The organism is Arthrobacter sp. ov407 (genome assembly GCF_900102895.1).
Classification (GTDB): Bacteria; Actinomycetota; Actinomycetes; order Actinomycetales; family Micrococcaceae; genus Arthrobacter.
The window spans coordinates 36,404-48,975 of record NZ_FNGD01000004.1; the positions used below are offsets into that span (position 1 = coordinate 36,404).

Annotated in this window: 15 protein-coding genes; 8 read left to right on the top strand and 7 right to left on the bottom strand. The window is 65.0% G+C overall.

The genetic code is table 11. The features are described from left to right. Positions 1–148 precede the first annotated feature (148 nt). Complete coding sequence (locus tag BLS42_RS06080; protein WP_090578084.1) at positions 149–535, top strand: hypothetical protein; 387 nt, start codon at positions 149–151, stop codon at positions 533–535. Here the strand turns inward: BLS42_RS06080 and BLS42_RS06085 are convergent. Next, on the bottom strand, positions 532–2,064 hold the full coding sequence (locus tag BLS42_RS06085; protein WP_090578087.1) for a GMC family oxidoreductase: 1,533 nt from the start codon (positions 2,062–2,064) through the stop codon (positions 532–534). The two genes, BLS42_RS06080 and BLS42_RS06085, sit on opposite strands and share 4 nt — an antisense overlap. Before the next feature lie 124 nt (positions 2,065–2,188). Continuing rightward, positions 2,189–2,515 (bottom strand): chorismate mutase, encoded by a 327-nt coding sequence (locus BLS42_RS06090; protein ID WP_090578730.1) that lies wholly within the window; start codon positions 2,513–2,515, stop codon positions 2,189–2,191. A 14-nt stretch (positions 2,516–2,529) separates the two neighbouring features. Here BLS42_RS06090 and BLS42_RS06095 point away from each other — a divergent pair, with 14 nt between their 5' ends. Continuing rightward, positions 2,530–2,952: a VOC family protein gene (locus tag BLS42_RS06095; RefSeq protein WP_090578090.1), complete on the top strand. Its 423-nt coding sequence runs from the start codon at positions 2,530–2,532 to the stop codon at positions 2,950–2,952. A 28-nt stretch (positions 2,953–2,980) separates the two neighbouring features. Here the strand turns inward: BLS42_RS06095 and BLS42_RS06100 are convergent, their stop codons facing one another. Further along, on the bottom strand, positions 2,981–3,727 hold the full coding sequence (locus BLS42_RS06100; RefSeq protein WP_090578733.1) for an SOS response-associated peptidase: 747 nt from the start codon (positions 3,725–3,727) through the stop codon (positions 2,981–2,983). A 166-nt stretch (positions 3,728–3,893) separates the two neighbouring features. On the opposite strand from BLS42_RS06100, the gene BLS42_RS06105 reads away from it, so the two are divergent. The 4 genes from BLS42_RS06105 to BLS42_RS06120 all read left to right on the top strand — a co-directional run bounded on the left by BLS42_RS06105 (position 3,894) and on the right by BLS42_RS06120 (position 6,587). Next, complete coding sequence (locus tag BLS42_RS06105; RefSeq protein ID WP_011692168.1) at positions 3,894–4,151, top strand: mycoredoxin; 258 nt, start codon at positions 3,894–3,896, stop codon at positions 4,149–4,151. Between the two features lie 133 nt (positions 4,152–4,284). After that, positions 4,285–5,370, top strand: a complete 1,086-nt coding sequence (locus BLS42_RS06110; protein WP_090578092.1) for an S-(hydroxymethyl)mycothiol dehydrogenase — start codon at positions 4,285–4,287, stop codon at positions 5,368–5,370. After that, positions 5,367–5,996 (top strand): MBL fold metallo-hydrolase, encoded by a 630-nt coding sequence (locus BLS42_RS06115; RefSeq protein ID WP_090578094.1) that lies wholly within the window; start codon positions 5,367–5,369, stop codon positions 5,994–5,996. The genes BLS42_RS06110 and BLS42_RS06115 overlap by 4 nt, the downstream gene beginning before the upstream one ends. Before the next feature lie 90 nt (positions 5,997–6,086). Continuing rightward, positions 6,087–6,587 carry a DinB family protein gene (locus tag BLS42_RS06120; protein WP_090578097.1) on the top strand — a complete coding sequence of 167 codons (501 nt, stop codon included), beginning with the start codon at positions 6,087–6,089 and terminating at the stop codon, positions 6,585–6,587. 24 nt (positions 6,588–6,611) lie between these two features. On the opposite strand, the gene BLS42_RS06125 is transcribed toward BLS42_RS06120, so the two are convergent. After that, positions 6,612–7,355, bottom strand: a complete 744-nt coding sequence (locus BLS42_RS06125; RefSeq protein WP_090578100.1) for a GAF and ANTAR domain-containing protein — start codon at positions 7,353–7,355, stop codon at positions 6,612–6,614. Positions 7,356–7,825: 470 nt separating this feature from the next. Next, complete coding sequence (locus BLS42_RS20520; protein ID WP_256336291.1) at positions 7,826–7,948, bottom strand: hypothetical protein; 123 nt, start codon at positions 7,946–7,948, stop codon at positions 7,826–7,828. 263 nt (positions 7,949–8,211) lie between these two features. On the opposite strand from BLS42_RS20520, the gene BLS42_RS06135 reads away from it, so the two are divergent. Together BLS42_RS06135 and BLS42_RS06140 are read left to right on the top strand one after the other, a co-directional pair. Then, complete coding sequence (locus BLS42_RS06135; protein ID WP_090578106.1) at positions 8,212–8,970, top strand: VOC family protein; 759 nt, start codon at positions 8,212–8,214, stop codon at positions 8,968–8,970. 58 nt (positions 8,971–9,028) lie between these two features. Then, the gene (locus BLS42_RS06140) at positions 9,029–10,465 is read left to right on the top strand and encodes an AAA family ATPase (protein WP_090578109.1); all 1,437 of its coding nucleotides are present in this window, start codon (positions 9,029–9,031) and stop codon (positions 10,463–10,465) included. Positions 10,466–10,501: 36 nt separating this feature from the next. Here the strand turns inward: BLS42_RS06140 and BLS42_RS06145 are convergent, their stop codons facing one another. Both BLS42_RS06145 and BLS42_RS06155 read right to left on the bottom strand, forming a co-directional pair. After that, positions 10,502–11,290: a GNAT family N-acetyltransferase gene (locus BLS42_RS06145; RefSeq protein ID WP_090578112.1), complete on the bottom strand. Its 789-nt coding sequence runs from the start codon at positions 11,288–11,290 to the stop codon at positions 10,502–10,504. Between the two features lie 660 nt (positions 11,291–11,950). Then, positions 11,951–12,439, bottom strand: a complete 489-nt coding sequence (locus BLS42_RS06155; protein WP_256336292.1) for a hypothetical protein — start codon at positions 12,437–12,439, stop codon at positions 11,951–11,953. Between the last annotated feature and the right edge of the window lie 133 nt (positions 12,440–12,572).

Here is a 12,572-nt window from a genome sequence, read left to right on the forward strand (position 1 = left end):
CGCTTCTTCTAGCGCTTCTGCTTGCAGAAGCACTAGCACTACCACTTATATTCGAACATATCTTCGAATAGAACCAGTCTACGACGGAGGAGCGACAAAACCCAGATCGGGGGTGGACGGACGCAGATGCAGGTAGCAGGATTGAGCCATGAGCTCCCATAACGCACTACTGAAGCACGTAAGCATCGCCGCCAAGGATTCAATCTTGGTGGCGACTTTTGCTATAGACGGAAACATCCCCGGCCAGGGCGCCTATGTGGTGGGCCTCGTGGCGGCAACCCCGGACTATTCCCATCAGCGAAGAATGGGGATCGAGTTCATGAACGGCGAGGCCGTGTCCTTCTATTGCTTCAGCCATGACGGCACTGAGGAAAATTTCGACCTCAAGGGGGTCGAACACTCGGGCAACACCATCACCGGCAATTTCCCGCTCACCACGGTGCTGGGCCTGCCCAAGGGCCACCTCATGACGGCCTTCAGTGATTGTGACGGCCGGGAATACCAAGCCAACGTGCCTGTCGAAGAGGCCCTCTAGGCGGCAGGAACCGACCCCGGCCGTGCGGAAGTGTCTAGTCGAAGCCGGGTCGCGATGTGCTCGGCGACCATTATCGTGGGGATGTTGATGTTAGCCGACGGCGGTTCAGGAAGGATCGAGGCGTCGACTACCGAGAGGCCCGGCACTCCGTACACCCGTCCCGAGGTGTCGACCACGGCGCCGTCCCGAGGGTCCGTTCCCATCGCACAGGTGCCCACGGGATGGTGGTAAGTCGTGGCCGTGGCCTTGATCCAGGCGCGAACGGCGACTGCGTCAGCGACCAGGTCCTGCTGGGGCGCGACCCGGGAACCGCGAGTGATCCGGGTCAGGTGAGGGTGGGCCACGGCAGCGTCCGCGAGCTGCAGGCCCTCCACCATTCGATCGATGTCCACCGGATTACGGAAGTACCCGAGGTTGATGGCCGGTGCGGCGATCGGGTCGAGTGTGAGCAGCCGCACCTCACCGCGCGACGCCGGCTTCAACAACGCTGCGGCGAGCAAGCAGCGGTACCCGTCCCCGAGCTGGTACGGTCCGCACACCATGAGCTGGAGATCCGGGGGATCCGCCGCGGAACTCCGGCTGCTCCGGGCTGTCGCCAGCACCTGGAAGAGCGGAGGGTCTCCCAGCGGTTGGAGACAGGGCAGGTCGATTGCCACCCAGGGGTGGTCGGCGAGATTCGTCCCCACACCGGGCAGGTCCATCGTGACGGGTCTGCCCAATGCGGCTACGTCCGCGGCGGGGCCGATTCCAGACCGGATGAGCAGCGCGGGCGAGTGGTAGGCGCCAGCGCAGACAATCACCTCATCGGCCGCGATGATCTCGCCGTCGGAGGATCGCACACCTATCGCACGCCCGCGACGTAACACGACCTCGGCGATCGGACAGGTCGCGCGGATCGTCAGGTTGGGCCGGGAGCGGATGGGATCCAGATAGGCCCGCGCGGTGCTGACCCGGACGCCTCGCACACAGTTGACTGGTAGCGCCGACAGACCGACGGCCCCCGGGGCGTTGTGGTCTGGAATTCGCGGGATCCCCACCTCCGCGATGGCGTCCTCCATCGCGAGCGTGAGCTCGGACCGTTCGTCCCCCCGATAGCGGCGGATCGGCACCGGGCCGTCCGTCCCGTGATAGGGCGACGAACCGAAGTCCAGGTCATGCTCGAGGCGCAGGAAAGACGGCAGCACGTCCGCGAAAGTCCATCCCGGCAATGCCCAGCCGTCGTAATCGGCCGGATGCCCCCGCAGGGCGAAGGTGGCATTGACGGCCGACGAGCCCCCGGTCACCCGCCCCTGTGGAAGGTCCAACGGAGGACCGCCGGCGACGCCCGTCCCATGAAGCCCCCAGTCGTGCGAGGCCGTGCTGGTGCCATGGATGCCGTCCGCGAGGTCGGCCGGAAGCCTCGCCGACGGGTAGTCCGGCCCCGCTTCGAACAGCACCACCTCGCGGTCGGCGTCCTCGCTAAGCCGCGAAGCCAACACACAGCCTGCACTGCCCGCACCCACCACGGCCACGTCATACCGGCTCTTCATCCCTGCCCTCGCCTCCGAGTCCAGTCTCGGCCGGCGGTCGGGATTTTACTAGTTCGAATTCGAACCAGCCCTGGTTGGTCGAGAGCCTACAACTCCCCCGATCCAGACCCAATCACCGCAAGGATTAGCTGCCGGCTTTGTACACTTCCAGCTCGAGTGTGATGAAGGCGTCGATCATCGCCCGGTAGGTCTTCTCGACGAGTTCGACGTCGATGTCCTTATGTTCCGCCGTGGCGCGGACGTGTTCGATGACCCGCTCCACGCGCCCGGGCGCACGGACCTCGGCGCTGTCCGCCTTGAGGGTTCCGGCGATCCGGATCAGCCGTTCGCGGCGCCCGATCAAAGACACGATCTGCTCGTCCACCTCGTCAACAGCCACCCGCACGGCGGCAAGCTGTTCCCGGTCGGCCTGGGCGGCCTTGTCGTCTGCGTGATTTGAGGGCATGTGCATGACAGTATCGAAAGATGCAGCCACGAGTCGACTTAATTTCGCTGGGTGTCCGTAGTGTTGACGCCTCACGCCGCTTCTACGTTGATGGCCTCGGATGGCCGGTGCACCGGGAAGTCCCCGGCGAGGTGCTCTTCATCCAGGCCAACCACGGCCTCATCCTTTCGCTCTGGGACGCGGGCCAAATGCAGTCCGAAGCGGCCACCGATCCCCCTGCCGGCATTGCGTGCATCACGCTCAGCCACAACCTGGCCAGCACGGCGGAAGTCGACTGGGTGATGGCCGAAGCCGAGACCGCGGGAGCCCTCATCGTCGCGGCACCGAAGACCCAGCCCTGGGGCGGCTACACCGGCTACTTTGCCGATCCCGACGGCTACCGCTGGGAGGTCGCCTTCAACCCCGGCTGGGCGGTCGACGGCGGCGGCAAAGTGACGCTCTAACCAAATACACCGGACCTGCGCCGCTCCCCTAGAACAGGCTCCCCACCGGCTGGATGAGTTCCGGTGAGTCATTCTTGACGTTCCCGACCGCGGTGCCGACAGCGTCGATCATCCAGCCTTCCGCGACGTCGTGCGCCCCGGCCCGGACCAGGTCCACCAGCCCGGCAGCGTCATCGGCCTGCGGGTCCAGCCACGTCTGCATGGTCTCGCGGTTCATGGGCAGCGGAACCCTGTCATGCAGCGCGGTCAGCTCGGCCAGCATTCCCCCGGCGTAGCCCTCCGGCGGGGAGTCGGTGGTCATGATCGAGGTCGAGAGCATCCAGCGCTCCGGGTCGTCCTCCGCCTTGGACGGATCCCTCCACCATTCATAGAGTCCGGCGAAGACAATGGGGCGCCCGTCCTTGGGATGGACGTAGTAGGGCTGCTTGCTGCGGCCCTCGCCCTTCCACTCGTAGTAGCCGTCCGCGGGGACGGCACAGCGACGGGAGCGGGTCGCTTTCCGGAAGGCGGGCTTCTCCAGCACCGTCTCGCTGCGGGCATTGATCATCTTGGACCCAATTCCCGGATCCTTGGCCCAGGAGGGCACCAGACCCCAGCGCGCAATGTGCAGCTGGCGGACCGGCCCTCCTTCCGCCAGCCGTTCGAGCAGGATCGGCACATCCGCTGTCGGGGCCACATTCCACGACGGCGGAATCGCGATCTCATCCTCCAGCCCGGCATCGAATTCGGCCAGCAGGTCTCCGACGGCCCGGGCCATCACGTAGCGTCCACACATGGCACCAGCATGCCACCGCACCCAGTCCATGTCATCCGCCCCCATGCCGGGCCACGCGCCTGCGGGAATAGCGGGCTCCGGGGTACGGTTGTTGGCAATGACGTATGACTTTAGTGGGAGCCCGGCCCTACACGCCGGCCCCAACCACAAGCTTGAGGAGAACTTCGTGGACTTCACCCCCGAATCGGGCACCATCACCATGTTTTCGACCACGTGGTGCGGCTACTGCAACCGGTTGAAGAAGCAGCTGGACGCGCAGGGCATCGGGTACACCGAGATCAACATCGAGGAAGTCGAAGGCACCGCGGATCTCGTCGAGCAGCTCAACGGAGGCAACCGCACCGTCCCCACGGTGCTGTTCCCGGACGGCACCGCCGCCACCAATCCCTCCGCAGCAGAAGTCAAGAGCCGGCTCGCCGCCTAGTCCTGTCCTGTCCCTTCCTGTATCCAAGGACACACCAAACCACGACGGCGCGGCCTCCCAAGGGCCGCGCCGCCGCCCGTTGTGCCAGTAAGTTGTGCGAGAAATCCGCGTTCAGAGCAGAGGAGCTTGTTTCATGGTCCATAAAGTCAAGGCCGCAGTAGTCCGTTCCAAGAATGCCGACGTCACCCTGGAGACGATCCTGGTGCCGGACCCCGGCCCCGGCGAGGCCCTGGTGGACATCCTCACTTGCGGCGTCTGCCACACCGACCTGCACTACAAGCAGGGCGCCATCAACGACGACTTCCCCTTCCTGCTCGGCCACGAGGCCACCGGCGTTGTCAGCGCCGTCGGGCCGGACGTCACCGAGGTTGCCCCCGGTGACCGCGTGGTGCTGAACTGGCGGGCCGTCTGCGGCGAGTGCCGTGCCTGCCGGCGGGGTCAGCCCCAGTACTGCTTCAACACCCACAACGCCACCCAGAAGATGACGCTGGAGGACGGCACGGAGCTGACGGCCGCGCTGGGCATCGGCGCCTTCGCCGAAAAGACCCTCGTTGCCGCCGGCCAGTGCACCAAGGTGGACCCCGACGCCGACCCCGCTGCGGTCGGCCTGCTCGGCTGCGGCGTCATGGCAGGCATCGGCGCGGCGATCAACACCGGAAACGTCCAGCGCGGCGATTCGGTCGCCGTGATCGGCTGCGGCGGAGTGGGCGTGGCGGCGGTGGCCGGCGCGGCTCTTGCCGGCGCCACCACCGTGATCGCCGTCGACATCGACGGCAAAAAGCTCCAGCGCGCCAAGGAGCTAGGCGCCACCCACACGGTGGACTCCTCCGCCGCCGACCCCGTGGAGGCCATCCGCGAACTGACCGGAGGTTTCGGCGCCGATGTGGTGATCGACGCCGTCGGCCGCCCGGAAACGTACAAGCAGGCCTTCTACGCCCGGGACCTCGCCGGCACGGTGGTCCTTGTGGGCGTGCCAAGCCCCGAGATGACGCTGGAACTGCCACTGCTGGACGTGTTCGGCCGCGGCGGCTCGCTGAAGTCCTCCTGGTACGGCGACTGCCTGCCCTCGCGCGACTTCCCCACGCTGATCAGCCTCTACCGGCAGGGCAAGCTGGACCTGGACGCCTTCGTGACGGAGCGGATCACGATCGACCAGATCGAGGAAGCCTTCGCAAAGATGCACGCCGGCGCGGTGCTGCGCTCGGTGGTGGAGCTGTGAGCGTCCGGATCGACCGGCTGGTCACCTCCGGGACGTTTTCGCTCGACGGCGGGACCTGGGACGTTGAAAACAACGTTTGGATCCTCGGGGATGACGCCGAATGCGTCATCATCGACCCGGCGCACGATCCCGCCGCCGTCGCCGCCGCCGTCGCGGGCCGGAAGGTCACGGCGATCCTGCTCACGCACGGCCACGATGACCACATCGGCGCCGTCGGCGCCCTCCGGATGCTCGTGAATGCGCCCGTGTACCTGAACCGGGGCGACTGGATGCTGTGGGAGCGGGTGTTCCCCGGCACCGAACCGGACCACGCCATTGCCGACGGCGACACGTTCGACGTCGCAGGGGCGAGTCTGGTGGCGCTGCACACCCCCGGCCACTCGCCGGGGTCCGTGTGCTTCCTCCTCGAAAGCGAAAGCACAGTGTTTAGCGGGGACACGCTGTTCAGGGGCGGCCCGGGAGCGACCGGACGTTCCTTCAGCGACTTCCCGACCATCATCGAGTCCATCCGGAACCGGCTCCTGCCGCTCCCCGCGGACACGGTCGTCCGGACCGGGCATGGGGATCCGACCACGATCGGTGCCGAAGCTCCGCACCTTGAGGAATGGATCGCGCGGGGGCACTGACCGGTGTCCGCATCCAGCCATTGACACCCGCGGGGGCCCGGTCCGGCCAGGATTTCCGGACCGGGCCCCCGCGCCATAGGATGTGGGGCCATGAGCCCATCCCCCAGCATGGATCCAACAACCTTCACCGCAGACATGCGGACCCAGTTCGATACCTTCCTCGATGAGCACCGGGCGGCGCTGAACAGCTGCCTGGACGGGCTCTCAGAGCAGGAGGCCCGGACGTCTCTTGTGCCATCGCGGACCACCCTCCTGGGGCTGGTCAAGCACGCCACGTTCGTGGAAAAGGTCTGGTTTGACGAGGCCATCACGTGCAGGACCCGGCAGGAGATCGGAATCCCGGCCAGCCCGGATGAATCGTTCATCCTGGCGGAGGCCGACACGATCCCGGGCGTCCAGGCGGCTTACAGCCGGGCCTGTGCAGATTCCCGCCGCCGGACCGCTCCCCTCGACCTTGACGACGTCGTCAGGGGCAACCGGCGCGGTCCCCTGCCCCTGCGGTGGGTCTACCTGCACCTGCTCAGGGAACTCGCCCAGCATTGCGGTCACGCGGACATTCTGCGCGAGCAGGTCCTCGCTGCCCGTGCCTGACGGCGCCGGCCGCCCAGGCGCCTCCTACAAGTCGAAGCGCGAAGGGATATCCGTGGTGCCGGCGATTGCGGCGACGACCGATGCCGCGACATCACGCAGCTTGGTGTTGCGGGCGTTGGAGGCTTTGCGGAGCAATGTGAATGCCTCGTCCGGGGGGCATCTGTTCTGGGCCATGACCACGCCGATAGCCATGTCGATGACCGTACGCGATTTCATTGCGGACGCGAGGTCGTCGCGGGCGTCCTGGAGGCGGCCGATTCGCAAGGCCAGGCGCAGTGGCCTAGAGACCTGCCGGGCAACGTTTTCTGCGGTGAGGATCTCGCCGTCAGTAGACCCGCAACGGTGCGTGGCGTAGAAGCTCAGGGCGGCCCGGCATTCGTCGTCCAAATCGATGGGGACCACCAGGACGGCAACGTATCCCCGCTCCGCAGCCGCTTGGCCGAATTCCGGCCACCGGCTCTCGCGCGTCACGTCCGTGACAGATACAGTGTGTGCTCCGCTCATGGCGGTGATGCAGGGCCCCTCGCCGGCCTCGACCTGTTGCTCTTCAAGTTCAAATGCCCTCTGGCTGCCGGCACCGGTCGCGGCGGGTTTCTTAGGCCTCGCGACAGTTACGGCGCAAATGACTTCTCGCTCTGCGTGGGATAACGCAATGGCTGCATGCTGGGCCAGTCCGCCCAAAAACTCTTCCAGATCCTCGCTTGAGAGCACGAGGTCCTGAAGCTGCTCCGCGGCCCTGCCAACAAAACGCTGCCCTGCAAGATCCACTCCGGCTCCTTCCAGCCACGCCCCCAAAACATGCTACATCGCGAACACCGGGGCGGGACGGGTCATAGTGCCTGGAATCAGCGTCGGCCGAGTACACGTATTCTTTGCACTATGGGTGCCGGTAAGCGCGGATGCGGCCACCCCCGATATGTTTCACAGGGCCGCATCCGCGCTGGTCTAGGGGAGGCCTGGATCAGGGTTCTGGTCCTTTTTGCCGGACCGTCTGCCCGCGTGCCGGCGGCGTGATCGCGCCCCGACCACGTGCAGGCGCCACTCGCGGCGCCGGCCGCGCGCGCGCAATTCCGCGTTGAGGATCCGAAGGAGTTCGGACGCTGCATCTTCGTCTGCCGGTTCCTGCCACTGCGCCAGGGCCTGCCGGAGTTGCAGGAGGTCGCCAGTCGGCACCTGCGGCCAGTGCCGGAATGTGTAAAAGATCCTGTTGCCCGGGCGCCGCTGTGACCCTGGGCCGATCATGCTGCACCGCCCCAACCGGACAAGGTGACCCCGCCGTGGCCCGTCACGTTGGCCGGTGCCTTCAGGGCGACCGTCAGCGAGTCCGCGTCGGAGACAGTGACATCGAGTCCGGTGGTCATGAGTCAGGAACTCCCCGCAACGAAGTGAGCGGCCTCTTCCTGACCACGATCAGAATATCAATTGCATTTGCCGCGCAAAAGGAAACGACAGTAACAATTCGCAATTCATATGCAATTTTTCCGCCGACATCGGCGAGTGATTCCCCACTGACCCCTTTGAGTAATCTAGATCTCTGTTAACGCCATTATGGTCTTGCTTGAATGCGCGTGCAGGGGAAACAATGTTCCCGCCGAACCTGCCCCCGGACGAAAGGATTTCTTCAATGACAGCGCGAGATACCTCCTCAGTCGGTGCTCCGTGCTGGGTCGACACTCTGCAGCCAGATCCCCGGGCAGCCCAAGACTTTTACGGTCCGCTCTTCGGCTGGAGTTTCGACGACCCAACTCCGATGCCGTCCGGTCTCGACGGCGACTATTACGCCGCCCGCCTGGGCGGACGGCTGGTGGCCGGCATCGGACAGGCGCCGCCGCAATCGCCTCCGGGGTGGATCACCCACGTGCGAGTCGACGACGTTGGGGAAACCTTGGCTCGAGCCGAGCGGGCGGGAGGCAAACCGCTGGGGCCTTTTGATGCCGGCTCAGGGGACCGCGTTGCGGTGCTGACCGACCCCACCGGCGTTCCATTCTGCCTGCGGCAGGCTGGCGAGAACGACGGCGCCGAGCTGGTCAATGAGCCCAATTCCTGGGCCATGAGCTCGCTGCACACCACAGATGTCGGGCGGGCCCGAACGTTCTACGGCGCATTGTTCGACTGGGAGCTCCAAACGGTGCCGGACGCCCCATTCTCGCTGTGGCTCCGGTCGGGCCAAGTCGTGGCGGTCGTGACGGCCACGGACGGCGTCGCTGTCCCGCCGCACTGGAGCGTCAATTTTGCTGTCCGCGACGCGGACGCCATCGCCCAGCACGCCGTAGCACTGGGTGGTGGCATTTTGATGGCGCCCATGGACACCCCGGGATTCCGCAGCGCCGTGATAAGAGACCCCCAGGGCGGCACCATCGCAGTCAGCGCAACCGCCGGCTGACATTTTCCTGGAGCGAATAAGCGTCAATACCAGTTTGCGGCGCTGGTAGGGTCGGCGCATGGATGAAAATTTGGGGAAGTTCATCGACAATTTCGCGCGGCTGGTGGAGCTTGCTCAGTCCGGGCAGCATCGGGCGCAACCTGGAACCCAGCTGCTGACTACGCTCACCGACCATTTGGCGGTCGAGGCAGAATCAGTGGCTGTGGTGGTTGAGGAGATTCCGCCGCACCGATTCGTGGACGCAGACATCCTTATGGAAGAGCTCGCCGCAGAGGACCCCGAATTCCGACTCGTGGGCATCGGCGGAGGAGACCAACGGCACCATAATTCGCTGAGCGACATGCTGCAGCGGTCCCAACTATTTCCGCAATTTCCCTTGTCTCAGCCGGACTATGCCAACCTCGCTGTCGGTCCTGACGAACAGCGGCAGGCCGTGGCACTGGGACTGTGGCTCTTCAGCCATGAAGGCAGTCCAATCGCGGTGTTGCAGAGGGACGCCAACCCCCGGTATGGCCGTCAGTCAGCGTCCCTTGAAGTTTTGGCGGACGCTACAGACAAGGCCGCGCGCTTCCTCTCTGAGTTTCGCCGGCGGATGCAGCACCGCAGCGTGCTGAAGGGGCAGGTCATTTCCTTGGTGATGGGCGAGTATGGTCCTAGCTCTGCCGGGGTGACGTTTCACCCCCGGCCGGCCGTTGCCGCGTCCGATGTCATCCTGCCGGATGACCTGCTGGGGAAGGTGTCGGACCACGCCTTGGGTATCGCCGAACACCGGGACTCTCTGAACAGGTACGGCCAGCACCTCAAACGCGGCGTCCTGCTCTATGGCAGTCCGGGGACCGGCAAGACCCACACGGTGCGGTATTTGTTGAGCCGGAGTGAAGGTGTCACAGCAATCCTGCTTTCGGGGGGATCACTCGCCAGGATCTCGGAAGCCGCCACTATGGCCAGGGCCCTGCAGCCCTCCATCGTCGTTCTTGAGGACTGTGATCTCATCGCCGAGGACCGCAGCTTCGGACACGGACCTCAGCCGCTGCTATTCGAGGTGCTGGACGCCATGGACGGTTTGGCCAGCGACGCCGACGTGGCGTTCGTCCTCACCACCAACCGCGTGGACATGCTCGAACGCGCCCTGGCACAGCGTCCAGGACGCGTGGACCTGGCCGTGGAAATCCCCCTCCCTGCCCAGGCGGAGCGGGTCTCGCTGATCAAACTGTATGCCCGCGGTATCCCCTTCAGCCCGAACTCGATTGAAGATGCCGCAGCCCGCACCGAAGGCACCACCGCCTCGTTCGCACGCGAGCTCGTCCGCCGGGCAGTCGTTGCCAGCGCATTGGACGGCGTGCCGGTCGCGGACAATCATCTGGGGAAGGCTGTGGATGACCTGATGGCCGACAGCGCGGCCCTCACCCGAAGCCTCCTCGGCAGCGGGGGCGATTCCGACGGCAGTGGAGCACCGTTCCCCGGAGCGCCGGCAGCCTTTCATCCCGGGGGCTAGGAAAGAGACGCTGGCGGCGATTCCCGGCTTGGGTCGTCAGCGCCGCCAGCGGTATGGAGTTGTTGTTGACACCCGGTGCAGACCATAGCGTTCCAGAATCGGTCGCGAATATTCTGTTGAGTCGCTGTGGATGAGTGTCTTTCCGAGCGTTAGCGCGGCTCGTGCCCGGGCCGCGGTGAGCGCCCGATAAATACCGCGACCGCGCCATTCTTCACGCGTTGCCCCGCCCCAGATACCCGCGAATTCCGTGTCCGGTACCGGCTCGAGGCGGCCCGCACTCACAATCGCCCTTTCGTGTTCGGCAACCCACAATTCCATGCCATCGTCGAGAGCCACGCGACGCAGGATTGCGTCGGCATTGCCCTCGGAGACGTCAGTGCCGAAAACCTCGTCCTGCATTGCGCTCATGGCGCGAATGTCCCGTTCTTCGGTCACCCGCCGCAGGCTGATGCCGGGCGGGAGCTGCACATCCACATTCAATGCGCTGGCCGGCCCGATCATGACCGACTCGGTCTCATCGGGCTCAAACCCGTTGTCGAGCAGTGCCTTATGGAGGCCAGGCGCATGATCGTGGCCACGGGTTTTCCACTCAACCCGCACGATTGCGGGATCACTGCGGTAAAACGCGAGCGCTTCGACCACCCAATGCGCGATCGTCCGGGCGCTGGCCCCATCGAGGTCCTGATAAGTCACGAAACCTCTGCCGCCTGCGAAGCTCACCAGACGTAACGGGCCGAGCCGTTCAACGGCGATGGCACTGGGTGTCTCGGCATCTGTCCGGAGTTGCTGGTCGTACGCCATAAGAAGTTCTTCAGAAAGAGTCATCGGCCTCCACGGTACAGTGTGCGGATTCGGACCTGGAAGGATCGCACCCCAGGAACCTCAGCGCCTCGACCCTCAGTAGCCGTAGCGTTCAACCACGATCTGGATCGTGTAACTGTCGGACGCCGGGCCATAGTCGTCAATGGTGATCCGTACGTCCCAGCCGTCGATCCTCCCGACTCCCCGACACATCAGGCCTCCTGAGTTATACCTTTGTTCCCTGAGGCACGGCTCGTACTCGTCGGGAGTCAGTCCAACCTGATCGATGTAGCGCTCCAGGTCACCGGCGCGGTACGGCCTGTGGGTGTCCCACCTGTTGTCATAGATTGCGCACGGTCCGTCAAGGGGGATGCAAAACGCTCCACCCAGCGGTGCTTGTGTCGGTCCGATGGGTTCCCACCCGGGTGAAGTCTGCAGCCGATCCGCGATTGCCTTCATCTGTCTAATGTTGGCTTCATTCTGAAAATGGACATTTGTGAAAAAGCCGGCAACGCCTACGACCATAACCACCGCGGCCAGCACCGCGATCATGGATGTCTTGTGATGCCTCATTGCGCTGTCCCCTTCAGCCTTTTGATGACGGCGAGCCTACACCCCGCTCCGCACGTTCGTGCTGGCGGGTCGAATAGTTCTGGGGCCAGCGCTTTAGCGGGAGGCGGTCGCTCAGTGGGTGATGGTCAGGGGCTTCACAGGCACCGCACACGACACCCGCACGAAAGGTACGTCTCGTGCTCGCGCCACGCGGTTATTCCTGCCGGTGTCATCGCACCAATCAATGTTGTACGGCATTGCGGTTACGGCCGCTTCCCCTACGGCTGTCCCGGCGGGTACGACAAACGTGTAGGTGAACCCACCGGCGTCGTTCATGGCGGAAGTAGTGTTGACGACTTCCACCCCTGTGGCGTCGGTGACGCTCACCTGGATGCGCGCATTCTTGCCGTAACGGGGGTTGCAGTCAGCGTCCGGCGCGGCCACTGTCACGCTTAGCCCCGGTTTGGCTTCTGTCGGGGTCAGCGAATAGGCGGGCGGGAGGCACGGCGGCTCCCCGCCCGTGGTGGACGAGCAACCCGATATCGAGGCAGCCAGCACCAGTGCGCCAACCGAGGCAAAGATCGCGGGGCGCCGATCACGGTCCTTCAGGCGGAAAGCCATGCCGTCAGTGTCGCTGGTACAGCACTCGACGCCTACTGTTGCCCCGAATTCGTACCCGAATTGTTGCCGGCGCGTACCGAGGCCAAATTCAGCGTCGCCCGCATGGCAACGACTCCCGCACCGCTACGTCGGG